Source organism: Halopseudomonas sabulinigri (assembly GCF_900105255.1).
In the GTDB taxonomy this organism is placed as follows: domain Bacteria; phylum Pseudomonadota; class Gammaproteobacteria; order Pseudomonadales; family Pseudomonadaceae; genus Halopseudomonas; species Halopseudomonas sabulinigri.
Map to the genome: position 1 here is coordinate 2,661,493 of NZ_LT629763.1, position 26,156 is coordinate 2,687,648.

27 protein-coding genes are annotated in these 26,156 nt (G+C 57.6%); 16 read left to right on the forward strand and 11 right to left on the reverse strand.

Features of this window, described 5'->3' with window-relative positions; genetic code table 11:
- Position 1 precedes the first annotated feature (1 nt).
- From recF to dnaA, 3 genes are read right to left on the reverse strand one after another with little or no spacing between them, the layout of a single operon-like run.
- Positions 2-1,096, reverse strand: a complete 1,095-nt coding sequence (recF, locus tag BLU26_RS11970) for a DNA replication/repair protein RecF (RefSeq protein WP_092286966.1) — start codon at positions 1,094-1,096, stop codon at positions 2-4.
- 7 nt (positions 1,097-1,103) lie between these two features.
- Positions 1,104-2,207 (reverse strand): DNA polymerase III subunit beta, encoded by a 1,104-nt coding sequence (dnaN, locus tag BLU26_RS11975; RefSeq protein ID WP_092286968.1) that lies wholly within the window; start codon positions 2,205-2,207, stop codon positions 1,104-1,106.
- Between the two features lie 45 nt (positions 2,208-2,252).
- Positions 2,253-3,734: a chromosomal replication initiator protein DnaA gene (dnaA, locus tag BLU26_RS11980; RefSeq protein ID WP_092286970.1), complete on the reverse strand. Its 1,482-nt coding sequence runs from the start codon at positions 3,732-3,734 to the stop codon at positions 2,253-2,255.
- A gap of 599 nt (positions 3,735-4,333) precedes the next feature.
- Between dnaA and rpmH the strand changes: the two genes are divergently transcribed.
- From rpmH to mnmE, 5 genes are all read left to right on the forward strand, one after another.
- Positions 4,334-4,468, forward strand: a complete 135-nt coding sequence (gene rpmH, locus BLU26_RS11985) for a 50S ribosomal protein L34 (RefSeq protein WP_092286972.1) — start codon at positions 4,334-4,336, stop codon at positions 4,466-4,468.
- Positions 4,469-4,482: 14 nt separating this feature from the next.
- Positions 4,483-4,878: a ribonuclease P protein component gene (gene rnpA / locus BLU26_RS11990; protein ID WP_092286974.1), complete on the forward strand. Its 396-nt coding sequence runs from the start codon at positions 4,483-4,485 to the stop codon at positions 4,876-4,878.
- The gene (gene yidD / locus BLU26_RS11995) at positions 4,871-5,119 is read left to right on the forward strand and encodes a membrane protein insertion efficiency factor YidD (protein WP_092286976.1); all 249 of its coding nucleotides are present in this window, start codon (positions 4,871-4,873) and stop codon (positions 5,117-5,119) included. The genes rnpA and yidD overlap by 8 nt, the downstream gene beginning before the upstream one ends.
- Positions 5,116-6,810 carry a membrane protein insertase YidC gene (gene yidC, locus BLU26_RS12000; protein WP_092286978.1) on the forward strand — a complete coding sequence of 565 codons (1,695 nt, stop codon included), beginning with the start codon at positions 5,116-5,118 and terminating at the stop codon, positions 6,808-6,810. The genes yidD and yidC overlap by 4 nt, the downstream gene beginning before the upstream one ends.
- A gap of 93 nt (positions 6,811-6,903) precedes the next feature.
- Positions 6,904-8,274 carry a tRNA uridine-5-carboxymethylaminomethyl(34) synthesis GTPase MnmE gene (gene mnmE / locus BLU26_RS12005; protein ID WP_092286980.1) on the forward strand — a complete coding sequence of 457 codons (1,371 nt, stop codon included), beginning with the start codon at positions 6,904-6,906 and terminating at the stop codon, positions 8,272-8,274.
- Positions 8,275-8,280: 6 nt separating this feature from the next.
- Here mnmE and arsB read toward each other — a convergent pair whose 3' ends face one another.
- The 8 genes from arsB to codB all read right to left on the reverse strand — a co-directional run bounded on the left by arsB (position 8,281) and on the right by codB (position 15,709).
- Entirely contained in the window at positions 8,281-9,297 is a 1,017-nt protein-coding gene (arsB, locus tag BLU26_RS12010; protein ID WP_092286982.1) for an ACR3 family arsenite efflux transporter, read from the reverse strand.
- A gap of 12 nt (positions 9,298-9,309) precedes the next feature.
- On the reverse strand, positions 9,310-10,029 hold the full coding sequence (arsH, locus tag BLU26_RS12015) for an arsenical resistance protein ArsH (protein ID WP_092288471.1): 720 nt from the start codon (positions 10,027-10,029) through the stop codon (positions 9,310-9,312).
- Positions 10,026-10,493 carry an arsenate reductase ArsC gene (locus BLU26_RS12020; RefSeq protein WP_092286984.1) on the reverse strand — a complete coding sequence of 156 codons (468 nt, stop codon included), beginning with the start codon at positions 10,491-10,493 and terminating at the stop codon, positions 10,026-10,028. Before BLU26_RS12020 ends, arsH begins: the two co-directional genes overlap by 4 nt.
- A complete protein-coding gene (locus tag BLU26_RS12025; protein ID WP_092286986.1) occupies positions 10,490-10,828 on the reverse strand; it encodes a metalloregulator ArsR/SmtB family transcription factor in 339 nt (112 codons plus the stop codon). The genes BLU26_RS12020 and BLU26_RS12025 overlap by 4 nt, the downstream gene beginning before the upstream one ends.
- An 85-nt stretch (positions 10,829-10,913) precedes the next feature.
- A complete protein-coding gene (locus BLU26_RS12030) occupies positions 10,914-12,260 on the reverse strand; it encodes an MFS transporter (RefSeq protein WP_231701938.1) in 1,347 nt (448 codons plus the stop codon).
- 153 nt (positions 12,261-12,413) lie between these two features.
- The gene (codA, locus tag BLU26_RS12035) at positions 12,414-13,670 is read right to left on the reverse strand and encodes a cytosine deaminase (RefSeq protein ID WP_092286990.1); all 1,257 of its coding nucleotides are present in this window, start codon (positions 13,668-13,670) and stop codon (positions 12,414-12,416) included.
- A complete protein-coding gene (locus tag BLU26_RS12040) occupies positions 13,667-14,419 on the reverse strand; it encodes a PucR family transcriptional regulator (protein WP_092286992.1) in 753 nt (250 codons plus the stop codon). The genes codA and BLU26_RS12040 overlap by 4 nt, the downstream gene beginning before the upstream one ends.
- Positions 14,420-14,422: 3 nt before the next feature.
- Positions 14,423-15,709 (reverse strand): cytosine permease, encoded by a 1,287-nt coding sequence (gene codB, locus BLU26_RS12045; RefSeq protein WP_092286994.1) that lies wholly within the window; start codon positions 15,707-15,709, stop codon positions 14,423-14,425.
- A gap of 678 nt (positions 15,710-16,387) precedes the next feature.
- Here codB and mnmG point away from each other — a divergent pair.
- The 11 genes from mnmG (at position 16,388) to atpG (ending at position 26,145) form a co-directional block, all read left to right on the forward strand.
- Positions 16,388-18,286 (forward strand): tRNA uridine-5-carboxymethylaminomethyl(34) synthesis enzyme MnmG, encoded by a 1,899-nt coding sequence (gene mnmG, locus BLU26_RS12050; protein WP_092286996.1) that lies wholly within the window; start codon positions 16,388-16,390, stop codon positions 18,284-18,286.
- A gap of 5 nt (positions 18,287-18,291) precedes the next feature.
- A complete protein-coding gene (rsmG, locus tag BLU26_RS12055; RefSeq protein WP_092286998.1) occupies positions 18,292-18,927 on the forward strand; it encodes a 16S rRNA (guanine(527)-N(7))-methyltransferase RsmG in 636 nt (211 codons plus the stop codon).
- Between the two features lie 17 nt (positions 18,928-18,944).
- Positions 18,945-19,748: a ParA family protein gene (locus BLU26_RS12060; protein WP_092287000.1), complete on the forward strand. Its 804-nt coding sequence runs from the start codon at positions 18,945-18,947 to the stop codon at positions 19,746-19,748.
- A gap of 20 nt (positions 19,749-19,768) precedes the next feature.
- Positions 19,769-20,629 carry a ParB/RepB/Spo0J family partition protein gene (locus BLU26_RS12065; protein ID WP_092287002.1) on the forward strand — a complete coding sequence of 287 codons (861 nt, stop codon included), beginning with the start codon at positions 19,769-19,771 and terminating at the stop codon, positions 20,627-20,629.
- A gap of 310 nt (positions 20,630-20,939) precedes the next feature.
- The gene (locus tag BLU26_RS12070; RefSeq protein WP_231701939.1) at positions 20,940-21,329 is read left to right on the forward strand and encodes a F0F1 ATP synthase subunit I; all 390 of its coding nucleotides are present in this window, start codon (positions 20,940-20,942) and stop codon (positions 21,327-21,329) included.
- Between the two features lie 18 nt (positions 21,330-21,347).
- Positions 21,348-22,220, forward strand: coding sequence for a F0F1 ATP synthase subunit A (gene atpB, locus BLU26_RS12075; protein WP_092287004.1), 873 nt, complete (start codon positions 21,348-21,350; stop codon positions 22,218-22,220).
- A gap of 73 nt (positions 22,221-22,293) precedes the next feature.
- Entirely contained in the window at positions 22,294-22,548 is a 255-nt protein-coding gene (gene atpE, locus BLU26_RS12080; RefSeq protein WP_092287006.1) for a F0F1 ATP synthase subunit C, read from the forward strand.
- Between the two features lie 65 nt (positions 22,549-22,613).
- Entirely contained in the window at positions 22,614-23,084 is a 471-nt protein-coding gene (locus BLU26_RS12085; RefSeq protein WP_092287008.1) for a F0F1 ATP synthase subunit B, read from the forward strand.
- 11 nt (positions 23,085-23,095) lie between these two features.
- Positions 23,096-23,632 (forward strand): F0F1 ATP synthase subunit delta, encoded by a 537-nt coding sequence (locus BLU26_RS12090; RefSeq protein ID WP_092287010.1) that lies wholly within the window; start codon positions 23,096-23,098, stop codon positions 23,630-23,632.
- Between the two features lie 29 nt (positions 23,633-23,661).
- Positions 23,662-25,206, forward strand: a complete 1,545-nt coding sequence (atpA, locus tag BLU26_RS12095; RefSeq protein WP_092287012.1) for a F0F1 ATP synthase subunit alpha — start codon at positions 23,662-23,664, stop codon at positions 25,204-25,206.
- 75 nt (positions 25,207-25,281) lie between these two features.
- Positions 25,282-26,145: a F0F1 ATP synthase subunit gamma gene (gene atpG, locus BLU26_RS12100; RefSeq protein ID WP_092287014.1), complete on the forward strand. Its 864-nt coding sequence runs from the start codon at positions 25,282-25,284 to the stop codon at positions 26,143-26,145.
- Positions 26,146-26,156: the final 11 nt, after the last annotated feature.

The window sequence follows — 26,156 nt, forward strand, 5'->3', positions numbered from 1 at the left end:
TTCATTCGGTCTGCACAATGTGTCCATGTTCCACGTGGAACATGGATAAAGGTGTTTCACTACGCCAGCAATCTCGCAGTGGATCCGCTTCCACGCAGGTGATAAAAACCTGGCAATCCAGCGATTCCAGCAATCGGCACAAGGCATCCCTGTGCTGTTTGTCCAACTCGGACGGCAGATCATCTACCAAAAACAGACAATCGCTCTGCCGTCCCAAATCTTTAAGCAGCCGCCCCTGCGCAAGCTTCAGCCCACAGACCACAAGCTTCTGTTGCCCCCGAGACAGCACCTCAGCTGCGTTCAGACCATTGATACGCAGCCGCAAATCGGCGCGCTGGGGTCCAGACTGGGTATGCCCGATAGCCATGTCTCGCTCAAACTGAGAATCCAGAACCTCAACCAAAGAGCGATCCTTATCCCAGCCACGGTAGTAGCTGAGTGAAAGACCATCCAATGACAGCAACTCGCCCAACACAGCTTCGAATACCGGTTTCAGCGCAGCTATATAAGTGCGCCGGAAGGCATCAATCTGCTCTCCGGCCGCGATCAACTCAGCTTCCCACGGGGCTAACATCGAACGCTCGATTCTACCACGTCGTAGCAATGAATTCCGTTGCTTGAGGCTTTTTTGCAGCCTTTGCCATGTCGGCAAAAAACGATGTTCCACGTGGAACACACCCCAGTCGAGGTACTGCCGCCGCTGTTTAGGGGCGCCCTCAAGTAACCGAAAGCTTTCCGGATTGATCAACTGCAGGGGCAGGGTCTCCGCGAGCTGCGCTGTACTCCGCACATTCTCACCGTTCAAACGGATCTCATAGTCAGCCTGACGATTGCGAGAAATGCCCATGGCACAAGTAGGAACACCGCTGCGCTCAATTTCCGCGAACACCGTACAGGTGGCTTGCTCATACTGAATGACGGGCTGCAGGCGGGTACTACGAAAGGAGCGTGCAAGGCCAAGAATATGAATCGCTTCAAGCAAGCTGGTTTTTCCGCTGCCGTTAGCGCCAGAGATAAGATTGATACGAGGGGAGGGGAGAATCGTCACCGGGTGCAAATTGCGCACCGCGGTGACCGTCAAACGTTTGAGGGGCATAGTGCGTTCAGAGACGCATCGGCATGACGACGTAGAGGCTGTCTTCCGACTCTGCTTCCTGCACCAACGCACTACTATTGGCGTCAGACAAAATCAGCTTGGCTTGTTCGTGGCCCAACACGTTCATGACATCCAGCAGGTAGCTGACGTTGAAGCCGATTTCCAACGGGCTGCCGTTGTAATCAACCATCACTTCCTCTTCTGCTTCTTCCTGCTCAGGGTTGTTGGCCTGAATCTTCAACTGGCCTGCCTGCAGCATCAACCGAATACCGCGATACTTTTCGTTCGACAGAATGGCGGTGCGGCTAAAAGCGTCGCGCAGTGTTTGCCGATCTGCCAATACGATCTTGTCGCCACCGCGCGGCAGTACCCGCTCGTAATCGGGGAACTTGCCGTCGACCAGTTTCGAGGTGAAGGTAAAATCACCGGTGGTAGCACGAATATGATGCGTACCCAACACGATGTTGACGCTGTTATCCGCTTCGCTCAACAGACGCGACAGCTCAAGGATGCCCTTGCGGGGAACAATGAGTTGATAACGTTCCTGGTAGTCGATTTCTGCATCGACAGTACACATCGCCATGCGGTGACCATCGGTGGCCACGGCACGCAATTGACCCTTATTGATCTCCAACAACAGGCCATTGAGGTAGTAGCGTACGTCCTGCTGCGCCATGGCGAAGCTGGTACGTTCAATCAGCCGACGCATCTTCGCCTGGCTGATAGAGAAGCTCATAGCGCCGGGGCCGTCTTCCACATTAGGGAAATCGTTTGCCGGCAACGTCGCCAGTGTGAAACGGCTGCGACCTGCCTTGATCACGGCCTTGTTTTCTTCAACCTTGAAGGTGAGGGTGGCGTCGTCTGGCAGCGACTTGCAGATATCCATCAGCTTGCGCGCCGGAACGGTGACTTCACCCGCCTCTGCGGCCTCTTCCAGATTGATGCGACCGACCAGTTCGACCTCAAGATCAGTCCCGGTCATCGCCAGGGTATTGCCATCAACAACCAGCAATACGTTGGATAGAACCGGGAGTGTCTGCCGACGCTCAACAACCCCGGCTACCAATTGCAGGGGCTTCAACAGGGCTTCGCGCTGAATGGTGAATTGCATTGTCTTCCTCGACCTCGTGCAGTTTGGCAGATGGTTATTTGACTATCAGGTAGTCAGAGTCCTTAACAGATTCTTGTAATCTTCGCGGATATCGGCGTCGGTTTCACGCAGTTCCGCAATTTTGCGTGTGGCGTGCAGCACAGTTGTGTGATCGCGCCCGCCAAAGGCGTCACCGATCTCCGGCAAGCTGTGGTTGGTCAGCTCCTTGGACAACGCCATGGCCACCTGGCGCGGACGCGCAACCGAACGCGAGCGTCGCTTGGACAGCACATCGGAGACCTTGATCTTGTAATACTCCGCCACCGTACGCTGGATGTTATCAATACTGACCAGCTTATCCTGCAGAGCCAGCAGATCTTTCAGCGAGTCGCGAATCAACTCGATGGTAATGTCCCGACCCATAAAGTGAGAACTGGCGATCACCCGCTTGAGCGCACCTTCGAGCTCACGGACGTTGGAGCGAATGCGCTGGGCGATAAAGAAGGCCGCATCGTGGGGCAAATCCACCCGCGACTGCTCCGCCTTCTTCATTAGAATGGCAACACGGGTTTCCAGCTCTGGCGGTTCAACTGCAACCGTTAACCCCCAACCAAACCGGGATTTGAGGCGCTCTTCCAGGCCGTCGATCTCGCGCGGATAGCGATCACTGGTCAGAATGACCTGCTGACCACCTTCGAGCAGCGCGTTAAAGGTATGGAAGAACTCTTCCTGCGACCGCTCTTTTTTGGCGAAGAACTGAATGTCATCAATCAGCAGCGCGTCGACCGAACGGTAATAGCGCTTGAAGTCATTAATCGCATTCATCTGCAGCGCCTTGACCATGTCGGCGACAAAACGCTCGGAATGCAGGTAGACGATCTTGGCAGCCGGGTTCTTCTTTAATAGATGATTGCCCACCGCATGCATCAAGTGGGTTTTACCCAGCCCCACGCCGCCATAAAGGAACAGGGGGTTGTAGCCGTGTTTCAGATTGTCGGCCACTTGCCAGGCAGCGGCGCGCGCCAACTGGTTGGACTTACCCTCAACAAAGTTCTCGAAGGTAAAACTGCGATTCAGGTAGCTGGTGTGCTTGATCAGATTGGCCGTGGCCTGCTCACTGCGCTCAGGACTGGTGCGGTTCTCTTCATCGGACTCTACCGGCTGGTTGGCCGACTCGGGTTGGAAGCCCTGCGCACTGACTTGTGCACGCGGCGCAGCAGCGGGCGCTGGCACAGGAGCCGGAGCAGGTGTGCTGGCCGGGGCAGCGGCAGCTTGCGGTGATGCCGCAGCGGGTGAAGTAGAACGGCGGCTGCCGATCAACAGGGAAACCAATGGCGCCTGACCGTGCGACAAATCATCCAGCAGTTCCTGAATGCGATTCAGGTATTTGTCGTTAACCCAGTCAAGTACAAAACGGTTGGGCGCATAGAGGCGAATCTCGGATTGATCGCCATCCACCTGCAAGGGACGTATCCACGTATTGAACTGTTGGGATGGAAGCTCATCTCGCAAAAAATCGATGCATTGCTGCCAAAGTGCAACAGACACTAAATCCCCCGGTCCGCCGGCACGGCGGTTCTTATTTAAGACGGATGGATACCAGCAAAAGCCTGAGCTCAAGACGGTACAACATAGCCGCTTATTCTATCCCTTCGCCCCTGACTTATCCACACCGAACAACCACTGCCGCCGACTTTTCACCGCATCCAAAAGTGCCCCATGAGCCACCATAAAGTCGCCCTGCCAGCGTAAGACCTTGTAAATAGGCACCTCTGAGCCCTGTGGAGAAGTCGCCCCCAACCTTGTTGGCAAATGGTGTTGGAATCAGTGGATAAATCTACCTGTGGATATCTAGCTCTTTTATCCACAGCCGCCGCACAGCAACCCAAGGGATCCGCCAACTGCTTGCCCACAGCCTTATACTTGTCTCAAGCCACTGATTTAAAAGCCTATTAGGCACTTACCCACAGAAAAGTGGCTTACCATATACAGTATTTACATTTATCTATTTAAAGATTTGATTTTATTTTGTTTTTACTTGTACATCAGAGCTCAAATCAAATTGACCTGACCGATCTTATTCTCTAGAATTGCCGATCCCTTGAAAGGGCACTCTGCTCTGATGTGAATTACTCAGGTATTTGAAGATGAAAAGAACGTTCCAACCCAGCGTACTGAAGCGCAAGCGCAACCATGGTTTCCGTGCACGTATGGCCACCAAAAACGGTCGTGCGGTTTTGGCCCGTCGTCGTGCCAAAGGCCGTCAGCGCCTGTCAGCATAAGAACCGGCTGCCAGGTGGGTCTCGGCTTCGCTCCTGAATTCAGGTTATTAACGCCTGCTCAGTTCAAGAACGTATTCGATGGAGCCACCTGCAAAGCCTCAGGACCCAGTCTGCTGTTGCTTGCCAGAGAGAACGACCTGGCACACGCAAGACTGGGTCTGGTTATTGCCAAGAAAAATGTCCGACGGGCAGTTGATCGCAACAAGGTCAAGCGTATCGCCCGTGAATCGTTCCGCCAGCATCGCGCTGAGCTGGGCAATCTGGACATTGTCGTGCTGGCCCGCAAGGGCGTAGGCGACCTGGACAATACTGCGCTGCATGACCTCTACCAAGGCATGTGGCGCAGGCTTATCAAGACCGCTACGAAAAATCGCTCACGCACTTCTGGACCACCGTCATCCCATGCGTAGTCTCGCGCTCGGACTGATCAAGGTTTACCGCTACGCTATCAGTCCACTGATGGCCAGCCATTGCCGTTTCTATCCCTCCTGTTCCTGCTACGCCCAGGAAGCCATTGAAGAACATGGCTTGCTCAAGGGTGCGGCATTGAGTGCCCGGCGCCTGGGGCGCTGTCACCCGTGGAATCCAGGCGGGTATGATCCTGTACCCCCTTCTGACAACCGATCTTCCCAGATGGCCAACAAACCATGAACATGCAACGAAATATCCTCATAGCTGCCTTGCTCGTGATTACCTATCTCATGGTGTTGCAGTGGAACAAGGATTTCATGCAGCAGGACTTGCCGCCTGTTGCTGAAACCAGTGTTGCGCCGGCCGGCAATTCCGATCTGCCAACCGAAACTGCACCTCTGGCCAACGGGGACAACAGCGATGTGCCCCAGCCGATTGATGCCAACGGCGATGCGAGCATCAGCGCTGCAGACCTACCAGCCAAGCAGAATGACAATCTGATTCAGGTAGCCACCGACAGCCTGAACGTAACCATCAACCCGATTGGTGGCGATATCGTCTCGCTGTCGCTGCCCAAGTATCCGGCGCGCAAGGATAGACCCGACCTGCCGTTCCAGTTGATGGAGCAATCGAGCAACCGCCTGTACGTCGCCCAGAGCGGGCTGACCGGTCGCCAGGGTCCGGACAGCAGCCAAGGCCGTGCCCGCTACACTAGCGCGCAGAGCAGCTATCAGTTGAGCGAAGGGCAGGACAGCCTGACTGTTGACCTGAAAACCAGCAACAACGGCGTCAACTTCATCAAGCGTTACACCTTCACCCGTGATTCTTACCTGGTGGAAGTAGATTACCTGATCGACAACCAGAGCAGCGAAGCCTGGTCCGGCAGCGCCTTTGGCCAGCTCAAACGTGACGACAGCGGAGACCCCTCCAGCTCAACCGCCACCGGCATGGCGACCTTCCTCGGCGCGGCCTACTGGAGCGCTGACAGCTCCTACACCAAGATGAAGATGGGCGAGCTGGATGACGAGAAGCTGAATGAAAAGGTCAACGGCGGCTGGATTGCCTGGCTACAGCACTATTTCGTTACCGCCTGGGTACCCGATGCCAACACCCAGCATACCTTCAGCACCCTGAAGGACAGCAACGGCAACTACATCGTGCGCTTCACCAGCCCTTCGGTCAGCGTAGCGCCTGGTGAGCAGTCCAGCATCAAAACCCAGTTCTACGCCGGCCCAAAAATTCAGGACGATCTCAAGGCAATCTCGCCCGGCCTGGATTTGACCATCGATTACGGTTTCCTGTGGTGGATTGCGCAGCCACTGTTCGTAGTGCTGAGCTTTATCTACAGCTTTGTTGGCAACTGGGGCTGGAGCATCATCCTGCTGACCTGTCTGATCAAGCTGATCTTCTTCCCGCTGTCGGCCACCAGCTACCGCTCCATGGCCAACATGCGCCGTGTGGCTCCCAAGCTGCAAGCGCTGCGTGAGCAGCACGGCGATGACCGTCAGAAAATGTCGCAGGGCATGATGGAGCTGTACAAGAAAGAGAAGATCAATCCACTCGGTGGCTGTCTGCCGATTCTGGTACAGATGCCGGTGTTTATCTCCTTGTACTGGGTACTGATGGAAAGCGTCGAGATTCGCCAGGCTGAATGGCTGGGCTGGATCACCGACCTGTCGCTGAAAGACCCCTACTTCATTCTGCCGATCATCATGGGCGCGACCATGTTCCTGCAGCAGCAGTTGAACCCGACGCCGCCCGACCCGATGCAGGCCAAGGTGATGAAGATGCTGCCGATTGTCTTCACCTTCTTCTTCCTCTGGTTCCCGGCGGGTCTGGTGCTGTACTGGGTAGTCAACAACTGCCTGTCCATCGCGCAACAGTGGTACATTACTCGCCAGATCGAGAAGGGCGCAGCCGCCAAGAGCTGATCGCCCTCGGGCGATAACAGACCCAGTCAAACGCCCCGTTTTCGGGGCGTTTTGCTTTCTGCCTGCTATCCCAGCCTATTGCCAGGAGCCACCATGAATCAGCCCTACCACGCCGACACCATAGCCGCGCTGGCCACTGCACCGGGGCAGGGTGGCGTCGGTATTATTCGGGTCTCCGGGCCGGCGGCGCTGAGCATCGCCAAGCAGATTGCCCGCCGCGAACCGCAGCCACGGCATGCGCATTACGGGCCATTCTGGTCTGGCGAGCAGGCGCTGGATCAGGGCCTGACGCTGTTCTTCCCCGGCCCGCATTCCTTTACCGGTGAAGACGTGCTGGAGCTGCAGGGTCATGGCGGCCCGGTAGTGATGGATCTGTTGCTCAAGGCCTGTCTGGCCGCAGGAGCGCGCCAGGCCCGCCCGGGGGAGTTCAGCGAACGCGCGTTTTTGAACGACAAGCTAGACCTGGCCCAGGCCGAGGCCATTGCCGATTTGATCGAGGCCAGCTCCGAGCAGGCTGCGCGCAATGCACTGAACTCCCTGCAAGGCGCGTTCTCCCAACGCGTTAACGCGCTGACCGAATCCCTGATTGCCCTGCGTATCTATGTAGAAGCGGCCATCGACTTCCCTGAGGAAGAGATCGACTTTCTCGCCGATGGCCATGTGCTCTCGCAACTGGAAGCGGTGCAGGCCGAACTGCGCCAGGTGCAGCGTCAGGCCGGGCAGGGCGCCCTGCTGCGCGATGGCATGACCGTGGTGATTGCTGGCCGACCGAATGCCGGCAAATCCAGCCTGCTCAATGCCCTGGCCGGGCGTGACAGCGCCATTGTCACGGATATTGCCGGCACCACGCGGGACATTCTGCGTGAGCATATTCATCTGGATGGCATGCCACTGCACATCATCGATACCGCCGGCCTGCGCGATACCGAGGATCAGGTAGAACGCATTGGAGTAGAGCGGGCCATGGCCGCCATTGCCGAGGCCGACCGCATTCTGTTGATGGTCGATGCCAGCCAGCCAGAAGCCTCAGACCCCGCGCAGCTCTGGCCCGAATTTCTGGCGGTGAAGCCCGATCCGGCCAAGGTCACGTTGATTTACAACAAGGTGGACATCACCGGCGACTCGGTGGGCGTCACCACCGCCACCGACGGCTCGGTCAGCCTGCGGCTGTCAGCGCGCCAGGGCGAAGGCGTCGAGTTGCTGCGTGAACACCTGAAAACCTGCATGGGCTTCGAGCAAACCGGCGAAAGCCTGTTCAGCGCTCGCCGGCGGCATCTGGATGCGCTAGATGAGGCCGCCCGCCAACTGGAGCACGGTTATCAGCAATTGACCCTGATGGGCGCCGGCGAACTGCTGGCCGAAGACCTGCGCATGGCGCAACAGTCACTCGGCAGTATCACCGGTGCATTCAGTGCAGATGACCTGCTGGGGCGGATCTTTTCCAGTTTCTGTATTGGCAAGTAATCCCTGTTAGCTGAACTGGTTGCGGTTGCGATTGAGTAGCCAGACCAACGACAGCATCACCGGGACCTCGACCAAAACGCCGACCACAGTGGCCAAAGCAGCCCCTGAATGCAGGCCAAACAGCGATATTGCCACCGCCACAGCCAGCTCGAAAAAGTTGGAAGTACCAATCAGGCAGGCCGGCGCTGCCACCGAGTGCGGCAGCCGCAGGCCGCGGGCAGCTACGTAGGTAATAAAGAAGATGCCGTAAGTTTGCAGCAGCAGCGGAATGGCAATCAACAGGATAATCAGGGGTTGAGCCAGGATGGTTTCTGCCTGAAAGCCGAATAGCAGCACCACGGTCGCCAGCAGGCCGACGATCGACCACGGTTTGAGCCGAGCCACGAAGGCATCGAGCCGGGCGTGATCCTCAGCGCGGTCCAACCGCCGGCGGGTCAAGGCACCGGCAATCAACGGCAATACCACATAGAGCCCGACTGCCAGCAGCAGGGTTTCCCAAGGCACCTGAATATCGCTGATCCCCAACAGCAGAGCGGTAATGGGGGCAAAGGCAAAGACCATGATCACGTCATTGATCGACACCTGCACCAGGGTGTAGTTGGGGTCACCCTTGGTCAGTTGGCTCCAGATAAACACCATGGCGGTACAGGGCGCTGCGCCCAAAAGAATCATGCCGGCGATGTACTCGGTAGCCGATTGCGGATCGACCCAATCGGCAAACAGCACCCGGAAGAACACCCAGCCGATAACCGCCATGCTGAAGGGTTTGACCAACCAGTTGATCACCAGCGTCAGCATCAAGCCCTTGGGCTTTTTGCCAACGTCTTTCAGCGAGCTGAAATCGATTTGCACCATCATCGGGTAGATCATCAGCCAGATGAGCACCGCCACCACCAGATTGACCTGGGCATACTCAATTGCCGCCAGGCTCGAAAACACACCAGGCGCCAGGCTACCCAGCACAATCCCGGCAACGATGCCCAGCCCCACCCAGAGCGAAAGATAACGTTCAAACAGTCCCATATTCCGGCTTCCTTATAACGAATCCTGGTTAACGCGCTGCATCAACTGCTCGGCGCTTTCAACCCGTTCCGAGTAGCGATCAACCAGATACGCGCTGTGGTCACGTGTCAGCAGGGTAAACTTCACCAACTCCTCAAGCACATCGACTATGCGGTTGTAGTAGGCCGAGGGCTTCATCCGATCCTGCTCGTCAAACTCCATGAAAGCCTTGGCCACTGACGATTGATTGGGAATGGTCAACATGCGCATCCAGCGCCCCAGTATGCGCAGTTGATTGACCGCGTTGAACGACTGTGAACCGCCGCTTACCTGCATTACTGCCAGCGTTTTGCCCTGGGTGGGGCGTACCGCGCCAAGAGACAAGGGAATCCAGTCGATCTGTGCCTTCATGATCCCGGTCATCGCGCCATGGCGTTCGGGTGTGCACCACACCTGACCTTCTGACCACATCACCAGCTCGCGCAGCTCCTGCACCTTTGGGTGCTGCTCGTCTTCGCTATCGGGCAGAGGCAAACCACGGGGGTCAAAAATCTGCACCTCGGCGCCCATATGCAGCAACAACCGTGCGCACTCCTCGATAACCAGACGGCTGAAGGAGCGGCTGCGCAGCGAGCCATACAACAGCAGAAAGCGTGGTTTATGACGGCTGGTCGCTGCGCTGAAGTCGGCACCGGTAGGCGCGCGAAGTTGCTGTTGATCCAGATTCGGTAAACTCAGATCGGTCAGGTTCATGCTTTGGCTCCCAATGCCCGCAAGGCTGGCAGCCATTGCTCGGATTCCAGCTCGGTGAGTGCGGCCAGTTTGTGCACCCGGTCGCTGATGGTCTGCATGCACTGCGCAAACGCGTCAGCTATCTCGGCTTCACTGCCTTGCACGCTACTGGGATCGCTCAGGCCCCAATGTACCTTGGCGGCCTTACCAAACCATACCGGGCAGGATTCACCGGCAGCCGAATCGCACACCGTGATGACCAGGTCGGGCGCGAAATCTTCATGTTCATCCAAGGACTGGCTGCGCAAGTCGTCGCTGACGACGCCCGCCGCAGCAAGATGGCTCAGGGTCAATGGGTGTACCGCTTCTGCCGGCTGACTTCCGGCACTGCGTGCCTCAATGCGGTCCCCGGCGTGATGGCGCGTCAGTGCCTCACACAGGATGCTGCGGCAACGGTTGTGGGTGCAGATATAAAGCACTTTCATGGTGTGGTCTCACAGCAGGATTCTGCAGCGTTCAAATGCAAAGAACATTCGGCCATATACAAGGGGTTGTTGCGTGCGACTGTGGTGAGCACCTCACGGGCCCAGCCGGGTAAGCACGGATTAAGGCGGTAATACACCCAACGTCCGCGGCGCTCATCAACCAGCAGCTCGCATTTGCGCAGCTCGGCCAAATGCCGTGACACCTTTGGCTGGCTAAGCTGCAACGCGGTTTGCAAATCGCAGACACAGAGTTCCTGGGCTTGCTCAACCAACAGCAGAATCTTCAGACGGGTATCGTCTGCCAGGCATTTGAAAAACGTGAGTGGCGCAGTCATGGCGTATTTCCTCTAACATCTGCCTAATCATATATATGAAATTTCAGATATCAAGCCAGAACTGCGTTTTTTTGATGCCGGGTTTTCAGTGGCCCGAGCGTGCTACGGATTGGCGGAGGCGCAACGTACTGACGACAGCGGCTACCGCAGCGAAACTGCCGGCCGCGATAAGCGAGGCGTGGGTGCCATCGTCGCTGAACAGGTTGAATGCCAGGGCCACCAGCGCCGCGCCTGTGGTCTGCCCGACTAAACGCGCGGTACTCAGCATGCCGCTGGCACCGCCACTGCGTTGCAAGGGAGCAGAGGTCAGAATGGTGTGGTTGTTGGGTGACTGAAAGAGCCCAAAGCCGGCGCCACAGATCAGCATCCGCAACATGATCTCCAGATGGCTGGCCTGCTGCGGCAAGGCGGCCAGCAGGAAAAGACCAGTGGCAAAAACCGCCAGACCCACACCGCCAAGCAAGCCGGCGTGCAAACGGTCCAGCAGGCGCCCGGCAATTGGCGCCATGACCATGGTCGCTAGTGGCCAGGGCGTCATCAACAGACCGGTTTCAATCGCACTCAGGCCCAGGGTTTTCTGAAAGTAGAAGGGGATGGAGACCATGGCCATCATCTGCGCCACAAAGGAGCAGACCGAGGTACCGATCGACAGCGAGAAAATCGGTATGCGCAGCAAATCCACCGGCAACAGCGGCAAAGGCTGATCGAGCTGCCGCCGGACAAAAAACCAGCCCACCAGCAGCGCGCCAAGCAACGGAAAAGCGATGCTCCAGCCAGCGTGACCCTGCGCAAATCCAGTCAGGGCCACAAAAAACAAACCAAAGGTTATCGCGTTAAGCAGCGCACTCCACTTATCGAAGCGTTGCTCCCGCGAGCCTTCGTTGGCTGGCAGGAATCGATACCCCATCACCAGGGCAAGCAAGCCGACGGGCACATTGATGGCAAATAACCAGGGCCAATCGGCGACGGCCAATACACCGGCGGCCACCGTGGGGCCCGCGGCGGCCGCTACCGCGACTATCAGGGTATTGATGGCCACGCCACGACCCAGCAAGTGCGAGGGGTAAATCAGCCGCGTCAATGCGCCGTTCACGCTCATCACCGCCGCCGCGCCAAAGCCTTGCAGCATACGCGCTAGGGTCAGGGTCATCAGCGAATCACTCAGCGCACAAAGCACCGACATGCTGGCAAACACGCTGAGTCCGATCAGGTAAACCTTGCGGTAGCTCCACAGATCTCCCAACGACGCCAACGACAGCAGGCTCATGGTGATGACCAGTTGGTAGGCGTTGACGATCCAGATGGAATTGGCCGCGCTGGTGCCCAGGTCGTCGGCGATGGTCGGCAACGCCACGTTGGCAATCATGCCGTCGAGCACCGCCATGGTGACGCCCAGCGCGATGGCGAAGATCGCGCCGAGGCGTTGCGGCATTGGCAGTCCGTCGGCTTGCGGCATACTGAGATGGCCCTTGCGAGAGGTCGCGCACCCAGGGCGCGGTGGAGCATTCAGCCCTGCAACATAGCACAGAATGTGGGCCGGTCTGCGGGCCGACCACCCTCGCAGTAACTGGGACTGCGCAGTTTGTCAGGGCCAGCCAAGTACCTCATGGGTCGGCGCTTCGCGCTGCAGCAGACAACGGCCGTCACGGATAGAGGCCAATACCGGAGACTGGTTCAGCAACACCTCGTAGGGCGTAGTGCCATTGACCACCATGCAGCGTGCCGGCAGACCTGGCGCAATACCGTATTCGGCAATGTTCAAAGCGGCAGCGCCGTTATCGGTTACGATCTCCAGCGCGGTTTCTATGCGCTCGATGCCCAGCATATGGCAGGCGTGCAGGCCTACATCCAGGGTGCGCAGCAGATTGCCATTGCCCATCGGGTACCAGGGATCGCGGATCGAATCTTGACCGAAGCAGACCTTGAGACCCGCATCCAGCAGCTCGGGCACGCGGGTAATACCGCGCGACTTGGGATAACCATCAAAGCGGCCCTGCAGATGAAGGTTCTCGGTGGGCAGGGCGACAAAGCGCAGGTCAGACTTCTGCAACAGGCGGAACAGCTTGCTGCAGTAGGCATTGTTATAGGAATGCATGGCGCAGGTGTGGCTGGCGGTCACCCGGCTGCCGTAATCCCGGCTCAGCGCTTCGGCGGCCAGCACCTCGAGAAAGCGCGAGTTGGGGTCGTCAATTTCATCGCAGTGCACATCCACCAGGCAATCATTCGCCTCGGCCAGTGCCATCAGCAGCTTCACCGATTCCACGCCATAGTCACGGGTGAATTCGAAATGCGGAATGCCGCCGATCACATCGGCGCCCAACTCTACGGCGCGGCGCATCAGGTCCTGCCCACCGGGATAGGAAAGAATACCTTCCTGCGGAAAGGCCACAATCTGCAGGTCAATATGCTCGCGCACCCGCTCGCGTACCTCGACCATGGCCTGCAGTGCCGTGAGATCAGGGTCGGTGACATCCACATGGGTGCGCACGTACTGGATGCCGTGCGTGGCGAACAGCTTCAAGGTTTGCTCGGCGCGCTGGATCACATCCTCTCGACTCAGTGTGGCTTTGCGTTCCGCCCAGCACTCGATGCCCTCGAAGAGCGTACCGCTTCGGTTCCAGCGCGGCTCGCCAGCGGTCATCGCGGCATCCAGATGAATGTGCGGTTCTACAAAGGGCGGCAGTACCAGATTGCCGGCGGCATCCAGCTGCTGCGCTGTGGCACTCAGGCTGTCCTGCTGCAGTTCGATGGTGCTGAAACGGCCATCGCTCAAGTGCAAGGTATGTAGCCCAGGCTGGCCGCTGAGGCGGGCGTTGATGATGGCTTCAGGCTGTTGAATCATGGTGCTGTCTCCAGGCAGGCTGACGCGCTGGGCAACTCGGCCAAAAGCGCGTGCAGCAGAATCAGGGTGTGTTGGTCGGTGGCCTTCTGTGGGTCCAGACCGGTCAGGCGAAAGAGTTTATCGAGTCGGTAGCGCAATGAGTTGCGATGGCAGCCCAGCGCCTTTGCCGCAGCACTGAGATTGCCCTGATGCGCCAACCAGGCGCCCAGGCTATCGAGCAGCGGCAACAACGCGGTTACCGGGCACTGAATAAAGGGTTGCAGAAAATCGGCCACTTCAGCTGGCGAGCCGAGCCGCTGCTGCAACCGCTCAGGCAGGCTACCGGCCAGCAGTTCCTGTTGCCGTGCCTGCTCCTGCTCGCGCTGCACTATGGCACGACTGATGGTCTCGGTAACCTGCACCATGGGCAGGGAGTAGGGTTGCTCCAGCAGCGGCATGGCCAACTGATCGGCCAGACGCAACAGGGCATTTGGCACCTGGCCTATATAGGCATCGCCGGTCAGGATCACCAACCCGGCTACCTCGCTGGCGACGGCTTCATACAGCCGCTCGGTCAGACTGCCCTGGCTGTGATGGCGGCCGATACCGGTGATGAACACCAGCTCACCACCCTTGACCCAAGGACTGAAGGAACGGTTTTCCGCCACATAGGGCCAGCGCACCACACGCTGCGCCCCTGTCAGGCCCGCACGCAACTGCATGGCGCCAAGGCCGGGCAGTTGCGGTATATCGTTACAACGTAGCAGCATGATTCAGAGGCTGCTCAGCGCGCTGGCGCGTCGTGCCTTGACGCCAGCCACCACGGTTTCCAGCAGGGCATAGCTGAAGGCGGCAACCAACACACCGACCACAGGCGCGATCCAGGCCGAGGTGTAGGCCACAAAAGAGCCGATGGCGTAGGCGCTCAAACCAATCAGGTTGAATGCCGGCAGCTGTGTACTGGCCAGATCCGGATAGGTGCCGCGATAACGCACGAAGTAATTGGCCATGATGACCCCGCCCACCGGCGGAATGAAGGTACCCAGCAGAATCAGAAAGGGTATAAGCCACTCGTACATGCCCAGCACCGCCAGCAGGGTGCCGATGGCAGCACCGACCAGGGTCACCGTCTTGCGTCGACGGGTGCGCAGCAAGTTGCAGCCGGCTACCGCGAAGTTGTAGACGGTGTTGTCCTGGGTGGTCCATAGATTAAGAAACAACATCAGAATACCCAGCGTCGCCAATCCCTGCGCCACCATGATGTCAACGATATCGGCCTGCTGATACACCAGCGCACCCAGGGCTCCGACCAGCGTCATCAAGCCATTGCCCAGGAAGAATGCTGCCAAGGTAGCCCATACCGCTGTCTTGCCGGAGCGCGCAAAGCGCGTCCAGTTGGTAGCCTGGGTGCCGCCACTGACAAAGGTACCAAACACCAGGGTAATCGCCGCCGCCATGCTCAAGTCGCTGGTCGGCGCGATGCTGGTCAGGCCAGCCAGGCCACCGGCATCGGACGCGGCAATAAACATGCTGACGGCAATCAGCACAATCATCGCCGGCACGGCCACGCTCGACAGCAACTCCAGGCCCCGATAGCCAATAAAGGCGGTGACACAAAAGCCAAAGCCAAAGAGCACCATCAACGGCAGGGTGGCCCCTTCCGGCAAACCGGTCATTTTTACCAGCAGCAGCGCCATGGTCGCCGTACCCCAGGCGTACCAGCCAATCTGGGTAAAACCGAGAATAAAATCCGACAGCTTGCTGCCAATCTCACCAAAGGCATACCGGCTCATCAGCGCCGTATTCAAGCCCGAACGCGCCGCGATATAACCCAGCACCGCGGCATAAACACCCAACAACAGATTACCAATCAACAATACCCACATCAGGGTAGCGAAATCGAAGGCCGTGCCGACAGTGCCGCCGGCCCACATGGTGGCGGTAAAGAAGGTAAACCCAAGTAGCACCAGGCCCATGGACCAAAGGCTTTTTCTGGCTGATTCGGGTACTGGGCTAAGCGGGTAATCCTGCTCCTGCGCAGTGCTGGTGGTATCTGTCATGGTGGCGCTCTCCTGTCATGGCATGCGTTTGCAGCCCAGCGCTAGTGCGCATGCGGCCGCCGGTTCAGTGAATCGAAGCGGATTTTGCAATGCCTGTGCCACACGGCGGGTTTTCTCTTCTTGGCAAACAGCGGCAGCCCACATCTTTGTGCATATTGCACATATCATCCAGTCGTGTGCGCCAATTTGAGGCCGTTGCCTGCTAGCAGAGCGCCGTGATGTGCTACCTGCGCACCACTCAAACAGCAATTAAGTGATGAATTTCACGCCAATCAACACGATGAGCCCTGTGGAAAACCCCGCCTAAGCCAGGTCCATAACCCTGTGGGTAAGCTGCGGCGAAACCCACCTGTGGATAACAGACCTACTTATACACAGGAACAGAACCCTACTACCCACCCCTGCAGTACCGCTTCCTAACAGGCTTATGCTTCTCGCAATGCTATGATCAATAAAGAGTTTTTTGGCTTACCCACAGAAAAACGGCTACTCATTAGTAGTAACTACATTAAGCTTTATATAATTCTTTTTCTTTTATTCTATTTCTGTATTCCTGTTCGACCTCCAGCAAAAGGCCTGTACAAAAAATGCTCAGTAGCAGCTGCATTTTTTTCTCCCTGAGCCTATAATCAGCCCCTTTTTCCGACGCCAGGCAAAACCTGAGCAACGAGGTGTTACGTGGATTTTCCGAGTCGCTTTGACGTCATCGTGGTCGGCGGTGGCCATGCCGGTACCGAAGCTGCCCTGGCCGCTGCGCGTATGGGCGTTAAAACCCTGCTGCTGAGCCATAACGTCGAAACGCTGGGTCAGATGAGTTGCAACCCCGCCATTGGCGGCATTGGCAAGAGCCATCTGGTCAAGGAAATCGACGCCCTTGGTGGCGCCATGGCGATAGCGACCGACAAGGCCGGCATCCAGTTTCGTGTGCTCAACAGCCGCAAGGGCCCGGCGGTACGCGCCACCCGGGCGCAGGCTGACCGCGTGCTGTACAAAGCGGCTATTCGCGAGATTCTGGAGAACCAGCCCAATCTGTGGATTTTCCAGCAGGCCTGCGACGACCTGATCGTTGAACAGGGCGAAGCCAAAGGCGTAGTGACCCAGATGGGCCTGCGTTTTCTCGCCGACAACGTGGTACTGACCACGGGGACCTTTCTCGGTGGCCTGATTCACATCGGGCTGGACAACTACTCCGGTGGTCGCGCCGGTGATCCGCCGGCCATCGCCCTGGCCAAACGCCTGCGCGAGTTGCCGCTGCGCGTTGATCGCCTGAAAACCGGGACGCCGCCGCGCATCGATGGCCGTAGTGTGGATTTCAGCAAGATGACCGCGCAGCCCGGTGATACGCCGATCCCGGTCATGTCGTTCATGGGTAACGCGCAACAGCATCCGGCCCAGGTGAACTGCTGGATTACCTACACCAACGAGCGTACCCACGAGATCATCCGCAACAACCTGGATCGCTCGCCGATGTACACCGGCGTGATCGAAGGGGTGGGCCCACGCTATTGCCCGTCGATCGAAGACAAGATTCATCGCTTTGCCGACAAGAACCAGCATCAGGTATTCATCGAGCCGGAAGGCCTGACTACCCACGAGCTGTATCCCAACGGTATTTCCACCTCGCTGCCATTCGACGTTCAGCTACAGATCGTGCAGTCGATTGTCGGTATGGAAAACGCGCATATCCTGCGGCCTGGTTACGCCATCGAATACGATTATTTCAACCCGCAGGATCTGAAGTACTCGCTGGAAACCAAGGTGATTGGCGGGTTGTTCTTTGCCGGCCAGATCAACGGTACCACCGGCTACGAAGAGGCCGCGGCGCAGGGCTTGTTGGCCGGTCTGAACGCTGCGCGTCGCGCCCAGGGTCAGGAAGCCTGGTGCCCACGTCGTGATGAGGCCTACATCGGCGTGCTGGTGGATGACCTGATCACCATGGGTACCCGCGAGCCCTATCGCATGTTCACCTCACGCGCCGAGTACCGCTTGGTGCTGCGTGAAGACAACGCCGATCTGCGCCTGACCCCCAAGGGCCGCGAACTGGGCCTGGTCGACGATGCCCGCTGGGCGGTGTTCAATACCAAGCGCGAGGCCATCGAGCAGGAAACCCAGCGCCTGCGCAGTACCTGGGTGCAGCCGGCCAGTGACATCGGCAAGGCCTACAGCGCGCGTTACAACACGCCACTCACCCACGAGTACAACCTGCTCGACCTGCTGCGCCGCCCGGAAGTGGACTATCAGGCGTTGACCGAACTGACCGGTGCCGTGGAGATTCCGCTGGATGCCGCCGAACAGGTCGAGATTCATACCAAGTACGCCGGTTACATCGAGCGTCAGCAGGAAGAAATCGACCGTCTGCGCCAACACGAGCAGACCGCTCTGCCGCTGGATCTGGATTACAGCGCGCTCAACGGCCTGTCCAACGAAATTCGCCACAAACTGGCGGATGTGCGCCCGCAAACACTCGGCCAGGCTTCGCGGATTCCCGGTGTGACGCCGGCGGCCGTCAGCCTGCTGCTGATTCATCTGAAAAAACGCAATGCCCTGGGTGGCAGCAAACTGGCCCAGGAGGCATAACATCGATGGCGGACCACGCAGCACAACTGGCCAGCGGTGCCAGTCAGTTGGGGATCGATCTGCAACCGCAGCAAAGCGACAAGCTGCTCGCCTACCTTGGCCTGTTGAACAAGTGGAACAAGGCCTACAACCTGACCGCCGTGCGTGACCCGGATGAGATGGTCAGCCGGCATCTGCTCGACAGCCTGAGCATACTGCCCTTCGTGCAGGGCGAAACCTGGCTGGACGTTGGCAGCGGCGGCGGCATGCCCGGGGTGATTCTGGCCATCATGTGCCCTGACCAGCATTTCAGCCTGCTCGACAGCAATGGCAAGAAAACCCGCTTTCTGACCCAGGTCAAGCTGGAGCTGGGGCTGGATAATCTGCAGGTATTCAATTGCCGGGTAGAAGCACTCGAAGTCGATAAACCCTTTACCGGCATCACCTCGCGTGCCTTCAGCGCGCTCGGCGACTTCGTCGACAAGACCCGCCAGCTGGGTAATGCAGAAACTCGCTGGCTGGCGATGAAAGGTGTGTATCCTGAGGACGAGCTGGCGGCAATGCCGGTCGACTTCACGCTGGAGCGTAGTGCAGAATTGTCGGTCCCCGGTTGCGTCGGCCACCGGCATCTGCTGATACTGCGTCGCACGGATCAGGGTTAATCGTAAAGGAGGTCAATGTGGGCAAGGTTTTGGCAGTGGCCAACCAGAAAGGCGGTGTGGGTAAAACCACCACCACCATCAATCTTGCCGCCTCCCTGGCTGCGACCAAGCGCAAGGTACTGCTGATCGACCTCGACCCGCAGGGTAACGCCACCATGGGCAGTGGCATCAACAAAGCTGATCTGGACAATTCGGTATACGAACTGCTGACCGGGCGCTGCGAATTCGATCAGGCATTACAGCGCTCCGAGCATGGCGGCTATGATCTGCTGCCCGCCAATGGCGATCTGACCGCCGCCGAAGTTGAATTGATGAACATCAAGATGAAGGAAAGCCGGCTGCGCTACGCCTTGGTCAAGGCGCGTACCCAGTACGATTTCATCCTCATCGACTGCCCGCCGTCGCTCAATATGCTGACGGTCAATGGCCTGGTCGCCGCCGATGGTGTGATCATTCCCATGCAATGCGAGTACTACGCACTCGAAGGCCTGTCGGCACTGGTCAACACCATCAGCCGCATCGCATCGGTGCTCAACCCCGCGCTGCAGATCGAGGGGCTGTTGCGCACCATGTACGATCCGCGCAATAGCCTGACGCTGGATGTATCCGCGCAGCTCACCGCGCATTTTGGCGACAAGCTCTATCAAACCGTAATTCCGCGCAATGTGCGTCTGGCCGAAGCCCCCAGTTTTGGTATGCCGGCATTGGCCTACGACAAGCAGTCGCGCGGCGCAGTCGCCTATCTGGCGCTGGCCGGGGAAGTAGTGCGACGTACTCGACAGGCAGCCAAAGCGGCCGCCGTGACAGATTTGAACGAATAACCAACAAGGACAATACCGGCATGGCGGGCAAGAAACGCGGCTTGGGACGAGGACTGGATGCGCTGCTCGGGCAGGGCAACACCACCGACGGTGCGAGCAACAACCAGGATCAGCAACTCAAGGAACTGCCGGTCGACCTGATTCAGCGCGGCAAGTATCAGCCCCGCCGTGACATGGACCCGCAGGCATTGGAAGAGTTGGCGGAGTCGATCCGCGCCCAGGGCGTGATGCAGCCGATTGTCGTGCGTGCCATTGCGGACGAACGCTACGAGATCATTGCCGGTGAGCGTCGCTGGCGCGCCACCCAACTGGCCGGACTGGATACCATACCCACGGTCATTCGTGATGTGCCCGATGAAGCCGCCATCGCCATGGCGCTGATCGAAAACATCCAGCGCGAAGATCTCAATCCGATCGAAGAAGCCATTGCCCTGCAGCGGCTGCAACAGGAGTTCGAACTCACCCAGCAGCAGGTCGCTGACGCGGTGGGCAAAAGTCGCGTCAGTATCACCAACCTGCTGCGCCTGACCAGTTTGCCCGACGATGTCAAAACCATGCTCGAACGCGGCGACCTGGAAATGGGCCATGCACGCGCGCTACTGGGCCTGCCCGCCGAACAACAGACCGCTGCCGCCCGCCAGGTGGTGGCCAAAGGGCTGACCGTTCGTCAGACCGAGGCACTGGTGCGCCAATGGCTCAACCCCCGTCGTGATCCCGGCCAACAGCGTCTCAATCCCGACGTCGAGCGTCTGCAACAGGACCTTGGCGAACGTTTGGGTGCCGAGGTCAAACTGCAACACGGTGCCAAGGGCAAAGGGAAACTGGTGATCAGTTACAGCTCACTGGATGAGCTCGATGGCATTCTTGGGCATATCCGCTAAGCTCCCCTGATCCTTTGCTGTCGTCCCAAGGCCTTGCCTTGGGTCAATAATTATTACAAAACATGACCGTAAAATGAGGGTATTCCAGCCTCGACCACAAGATGTAGTGGCCGGACGGCAAGCACAACCAAGTGAACGCAAACTCCCGCGAACTTCAGTCATCATGCGCCTTCGCGGGGGGGAGAGCGGCCAGCGTTTTGTTGATTCAGGGCAGGCGAACACATATAATCACCGGCGCTTTACGGGTAGTCCGGTAATTCGATACAGACACGCAGCGTCCGGCGGGATGATCAGAGCAGTTATGACGACAATGAAGACCAATGCCATTCGTCGTCCCCCGCTAGGCAAATGGTTTGCGTTCCAGGCTGGCGTAATTCTTTTAATGGGGCTGGTTTTCTGGATTAAAAGCCCCGTGGCGGCCTATTCCGCCCTGCTGGGAGGCATCATTTTCTTCCTCCCCAATGTGTATTTTGCGCTGAAGGCTTTTCGCTACAGCGGTGCGCGTGCTGCGAAGCAGATAATGGGATCATTTTACAAGGGTGAGACAGGCAAGCTCATTCTTTGCGCCATCCTCTTTGCGGTGGTGTTCAAAAGTATTAAGCCGTTAGACGTATCGGCACTGTTTCTAACATTTGCGATCATGCTGGTTACCAACTGGCTAACACCGGTAGTTTTCGGTGGTAAAGCGCAGCAAAGCTAAAGGACCTGAGAGAACGATATGGCAGGCACCGCATCAGAGTACATCAAGCACCACCTCCAGAATCTGACCTACGGGAAGCTCCCGGCTGGCTATGAGCGTGCCGACGGCAGCGTTCTGGAAAATGCCACCTGGACTATTGCCCACGGTGGTCAGGAAGCATCCGACATGGGCTTTATGGCGATCCATCTGGATACCATGGGCTGGTCCATTTTCCTCGGCGGCCTGTTCCTCTTCCTGTTCCGCATGGCGGCCAAGAAAGCCACCTCAGACACCCCCGGTGGTCTGCAGAACTTCGTTGAAATGATGGTCGAGTTCGTCGATCAGAGCGTCAAGGAAACCTTCCACGGCCGTAACAAGGTCATCGCACCCCTGGCACTGACTATTTTCTGCTGGGTATTCCTGATGAACCTCATGGATCTGGTGCCGGTAGACTTCCTGCCGCAACTGTTCCACTTGGCCGGCGTTGAATACATGAAGGTCGTGCCGACCACTGACGTGAACGCCACTCTGGGCATGTCGCTGTCGGTCTTCGCACTGATCATTTTCTACAGCATCAAGGTGAAAGGCGTTGGTGGCTTCCTCGGCGAGCTGACCCTGCACCCGTTCTCTTCCAGCAACATCTTCCTCAAGGTGCTGCTGATCCCGGTCAACCTGTTGCTCGAAGGCGTCAGCCTGCTGGCCAAGCCAGTCTCTCTCGCGCTGCGACTGTTCGGTAACCTGTACGCCGGTGAGCTGATCTTCATCCTGATCGCCCTGTTGCCCTTCTGGGCACAGTGGGCACTCTCCGTGCCATGGGCTATCTTCCACATTCTGATTATCACGTTGCAGGCGTTCATCTTCATGATGCTGACCATCGTGTATCTGAGTATGGCGCACGAAGACGGCCACTGAGTTGGCGCAAACGAACGATTTAGTTTTTACCGAAAACCCACAACTTGAAATTAACTGAAACTGGGAGCTTTAAATGGAAACTGTAGTTGGAATGACCGCGATTGCCGTAGCACTGCTGATTGGCCTGGGCGCACTGGGTACCGCTATCGGCTTTGGTATCCTGGGTGGCAAATTCCTGGAAGGCGCTGCGCGTCAGCCAGAAATGATCCCCATGCTGCAGGTCAAAATGTTCATCGTCGCTGGTCTGCTTGACGCCGTAACCATGATCGGTGTTGGTATCGCTCTGTTCTTCACCTTTGCCAACCCCTTCATTGCCCAAGTTGCTTAAGGTGCTCGCCGGCAACGGCGGCTCCGACTTGAAGGTATTGAATACGATAGGCAAGAGGTGAAGACGTGAACATTAATTTGACGATACTGGGTCAAGCTATCGCGTTCTTCATCTTCGTGGTGTTCTGCATGAAGTATGTATGGCCTCCGGTCATCACTGCTCTGCAGGAACGCCAGAAGAAGATCGCGGATGGTCTTGCAGCCTCTGATCGGGCGGCCAAGGATCTGGAGCTGACGCAAGAAAAGTCGGCCCAGGAACTGCGTCACGCCAAAGAGCAGGCAGCAGCACTGATTGAGCAGGCCAACAAGCGTGCCAACCAGATTGTTGAAGCCTCCAAAGAGGATGCTCGCAAGGAAGGTCAGAAGATTCTGGCGCAGGCTCAGGCAGAAATCGAGCAACAGCGGGTCAAGGCCAGAGATGCTCTGCGCACTGAAATCGCTGCTATCGCTGTCGCCGGTGCCGAGAAGATTCTGGAAACTTCTGTCGATGCTGACAAGCACGGCGACATGCTGAACAAGCTGGTAGCCGAACTCTAAGCGAGGTCATCATGGCAGAACTGATTACGCTGGCCCGTCCCTACGCCAAAGCGGCATTTGAGCGGGCAAAAGCCCAACAAGCGCTGGCAGAGTGGGATGAGTTGCTGACGGCCGCCGGTCAAGTGGTGGCTGATGCAGCAACTCGACAGCTGCTGACCAATCCGGGTATTGCGGAACAGAAGAAGGCGGAGTTCATCCTCGAGTGCACCGGTAAAACGGCCAGCGAGGAACAACGCAACTTTCTGATGATTCTGGCGGAAAACCGCAGGCTCGCCCTGTTTCCCGAGATTGCAACGCTTTTCAACAGCTTCCGAGCTGATCTTGAGCGCACCATCGACATCAATGTGAGCTCGCCGTTTGAGCTGACTGAAGAACAGCAGCAGAAGCTCGCCCAGGCACTGTCAAAGAAACTCGATCGCAATGTACAGATCGAGACGACACTGGACACATCATTGATTGGTGGATTGGTTGTTCGCACCGGCGACTTGGTTATCGACGCCTCTGTACGCGGAAAGCTGACCAAACTGGCCGAGTCATTGGGCTCCTGATTTCAGCATAAGGTTTTGAGGATAAAGGCATGCAACAACTGAATCCATCAGAGATCAGTGACATCATCAAGAAGCGGATCGAGCAGCTCGATATCTCTTCTCAGGCACGTAACGAAGGTACGATTCTTTCCGTATCTGACGGTATTGTGCGGATTCACGGTCTCGCCGATGTTATGTACGGGGAAATGCTTGAATTCCCTGAAGGCGTTTACGGTATGGCACTTAACCTGGAGCAGGACTCCGTAGGTGCCGTGATTCTGGGTGATTACCTGAATCTGGCCGAAGGTATGACCGTCAAGTGTACTGGTCGCATCCTGGAAGTACCGGTTGGTCCGGAACTGCTGGGCCGGGTGGTCAACACCTTGGGCGCGCCAATTGACGGCAAGGGCGAAATCAACGCCAAGGCCACCGACGCAGTCGAGAAGGTTGCCCCAGGTGTGATCTGGCGTAAGTCCGTTGACCAACCGATCCAGACTGGTTACAAGGCGGTTGACGCCATGGTACCGGTAGGTCGTGGTCAGCGTGAGCTGATCATTGGTGACCGTCAGACTGGTAAAACCGCCATGGCGGTTGATGCGATCATCAACCAGAAAGGCTCCGGCGTTAAGTGTGTGTACGTTGCTGTAGGTCAGAAGCAGTCGACCATCGCCAACGTGGTACGCAAGCTGGAAGAGCACGATGCCATGGCGCACACCATCATCGTCGCCGCTTCTGCTTCCGATCCGGCTTCCCTGCAGTTCCTGGCTCCTTACGCTGGCTGCACCATGGGTGAGTACTTCCGTGATCGCGGCGAAGACGCTCTGATCATTTATGACGATCTGTCCAAGCAGGCTGTTGCCTACCGTCAGATCTCCCTGCTGCTGCGTCGTCCGCCGGGTCGTGAAGCCTACCCCGGTGACGTGTTCTATCTCCACAGCCGTCTGCTGGAGCGCGCTTCCCGCGTTTCTGAAGAATGGGTCGAGAAGTACACCAATGGCGCCGTAACTGGCAAGACAGGTTCCCTGACGGCTCTGCCGATCATCGAAACCCAAGCCGGTGACGTATCTGCTTTCGTACCGACCAACGTGATCTCGATCACAGACGGTCAGATCTTCCTGGAATCCAACCTGTTCAACTCCGGCGTTCGTCCGGCGGTTAACGCGGGTGTATCGGTATCCCGGGTAGGTGGTGCAGCGCAGACCAAGATCATCAAGAAGCTGTCCGGTGGTATTCGTACCGCACTGGCTCAGTTCCGCGAACTGGCGGCTTTCGCCCAGTTTGCTTCTGATCTGGACGAAGCGACCCGCAAGCAGCTTGAGCACGGTCAGCGTGTTACCGAACTGATGAAGCAAGACCAGTATGCGCCCATGTCTGTTGCCGAAATGGGCATCAGCCTGTTCGCTGCCGAGAAGGGCTTCCTGACCGATGTCGAGCAGTCCAAGATCGGTGCTTTCGAGAAAGCCATGATCGCCTACTTCAAGTCTGAGCACGCAGCACTGCTTGCCAAGATCAACGAGAAGGGCGATTACAACGACGAGATCGAAGCCGGCATCAAGTCTGGCATCGAGAAGTTCAAGGCAACCCAGAGCTGGTAAGCCGAAGGCGGGATGTAGCGATGCTGCATCCCGCATCGTGCGATCCGGCCAAGGGCAAACCTGGAAAGGTGTGACATGGCAGGCGCAAAAGAGATTCGCGGTAAAATCGCGAGCATTAAAAGTACGCAAAAGATCACCAGCGCCATGGAAAAGGTGGCGGTCAGCAAAATGCGCAAGGCACAACAGCGCATGGCAGCCAGCCGCCCCTACGCTGAGCGTATCCAGCAGGTGATTGGCCATCTGGCCAACGCCAACCCGGAGTATCGCCACCCGTTCATGCAAGAGCGTGAAGTCAAGCGGGTGGGTTACATCGTGGTCAGCACGGATCGTGGTCTGGCGGGTGGCTTGAACACTAACCTGTTCAAGGCCCTGGTCAACAGCATGAAAGAGTGGCGTGACCGCAACGTTGAAACCGAGCTGTGTGTGATCGGTAGCAAGGGCGCTTCCTTCTTTCGCAGCTACGGCGGAAACGTTGTCGCGGCCATCAGCAACCTGGGCGAAAAGCCCGCGTTGAATGATCTGATCGGCAGCGTCAAGGTGATGCTTGATGGCTATAACGAAGGTCGCATCGACCGTCTGTACCTGGTCTCCAACGGCTTCGTCAACACGATGGTTCAGCAACCCAAGGTGGAACAGATGATTCCGCTGGTGCCCTCCGATGACGAGGAAGCACAAAAGGGTACCTGGGACTATCTGTACGAGCCCGATGCCCGGGAACTGCTGGACGGCCTGCTGGTTCGCTATATCGAATCCCAGGTATACCAGGCAGTGGTCGAAAACAACGCCTGTGAGCAAGCCGCGCGGATGATCGCAATGAAGAACGCGACCGATAACGCCGGTGAGATCATCGACAGTCTGCAGCTTATCTACAACAAAGCTCGTCAGGCAGCGATCACTCAGGAAATTTCGGAAATCGTCGGCGGCGCCGCCGCGGTTTAACGGTAACGGTT

What these genes read in the sequence shown, in the direction of transcription:
- BLU26_RS12040 (WP_092286992.1), bottom strand. Translation starts at nt 14,419, where the DNA reads ATGCTGCTACGTTGTAACGATATACCGCAACTGCCCGGCCTTGGCGCC.
- rsmG (WP_092286998.1), top strand. Translation starts at nt 18,292, where the DNA reads ATGGCGGACCACGCAGCACAACTGGCCAGCGGTGCCAGTCAGTTGGGG.
- dnaN (WP_092286968.1), bottom strand. Translation starts at nt 2,207, where the DNA reads ATGCAATTCACCATTCAGCGCGAAGCCCTGTTGAAGCCCCTGCAATTG.
- yidC (WP_092286978.1), top strand. Translation starts at nt 5,116, where the DNA reads ATGAACATGCAACGAAATATCCTCATAGCTGCCTTGCTCGTGATTACC.
- atpG (WP_092287014.1), top strand. Translation starts at nt 25,282, where the DNA reads ATGGCAGGCGCAAAAGAGATTCGCGGTAAAATCGCGAGCATTAAAAGT.
- BLU26_RS12090 (WP_092287010.1), top strand. Translation starts at nt 23,096, where the DNA reads ATGGCAGAACTGATTACGCTGGCCCGTCCCTACGCCAAAGCGGCATTT.
- codB (WP_092286994.1), bottom strand. Translation starts at nt 15,709, where the DNA reads ATGACAGATACCACCAGCACTGCGCAGGAGCAGGATTACCCGCTTAGC.
- arsH (WP_092288471.1), bottom strand. Translation starts at nt 10,029, where the DNA reads ATGAACCTGACCGATCTGAGTTTACCGAATCTGGATCAACAGCAACTT.
- yidD (WP_092286976.1), top strand. Translation starts at nt 4,871, where the DNA reads ATGCGTAGTCTCGCGCTCGGACTGATCAAGGTTTACCGCTACGCTATC.
- arsB (WP_092286982.1), bottom strand. Translation starts at nt 9,297, where the DNA reads ATGGGACTGTTTGAACGTTATCTTTCGCTCTGGGTGGGGCTGGGCATC.
- recF (WP_092286966.1), bottom strand. Translation starts at nt 1,096, where the DNA reads ATGCCCCTCAAACGTTTGACGGTCACCGCGGTGCGCAATTTGCACCCG.
- rpmH (WP_092286972.1), top strand. Translation starts at nt 4,334, where the DNA reads ATGAAAAGAACGTTCCAACCCAGCGTACTGAAGCGCAAGCGCAACCAT.
- atpA (WP_092287012.1), top strand. Translation starts at nt 23,662, where the DNA reads ATGCAACAACTGAATCCATCAGAGATCAGTGACATCATCAAGAAGCGG.
- atpE (WP_092287006.1), top strand. Translation starts at nt 22,294, where the DNA reads ATGGAAACTGTAGTTGGAATGACCGCGATTGCCGTAGCACTGCTGATT.
- BLU26_RS12030 (WP_231701938.1), bottom strand. Translation starts at nt 12,260, where the DNA reads ATGCCGCAACGCCTCGGCGCGATCTTCGCCATCGCGCTGGGCGTCACC.
- codA (WP_092286990.1), bottom strand. Translation starts at nt 13,670, where the DNA reads ATGATTCAACAGCCTGAAGCCATCATCAACGCCCGCCTCAGCGGCCAG.
- BLU26_RS12025 (WP_092286986.1), bottom strand. Translation starts at nt 10,828, where the DNA reads ATGACTGCGCCACTCACGTTTTTCAAATGCCTGGCAGACGATACCCGT.
- mnmE (WP_092286980.1), top strand. Translation starts at nt 6,904, where the DNA reads ATGAATCAGCCCTACCACGCCGACACCATAGCCGCGCTGGCCACTGCA.
- BLU26_RS12020 (WP_092286984.1), bottom strand. Translation starts at nt 10,493, where the DNA reads ATGAAAGTGCTTTATATCTGCACCCACAACCGTTGCCGCAGCATCCTG.
- BLU26_RS12065 (WP_092287002.1), top strand. Translation starts at nt 19,769, where the DNA reads ATGGCGGGCAAGAAACGCGGCTTGGGACGAGGACTGGATGCGCTGCTC.
- BLU26_RS12070 (WP_231701939.1), top strand. Translation starts at nt 20,940, where the DNA reads ATGAAGACCAATGCCATTCGTCGTCCCCCGCTAGGCAAATGGTTTGCG.
- atpB (WP_092287004.1), top strand. Translation starts at nt 21,348, where the DNA reads ATGGCAGGCACCGCATCAGAGTACATCAAGCACCACCTCCAGAATCTG.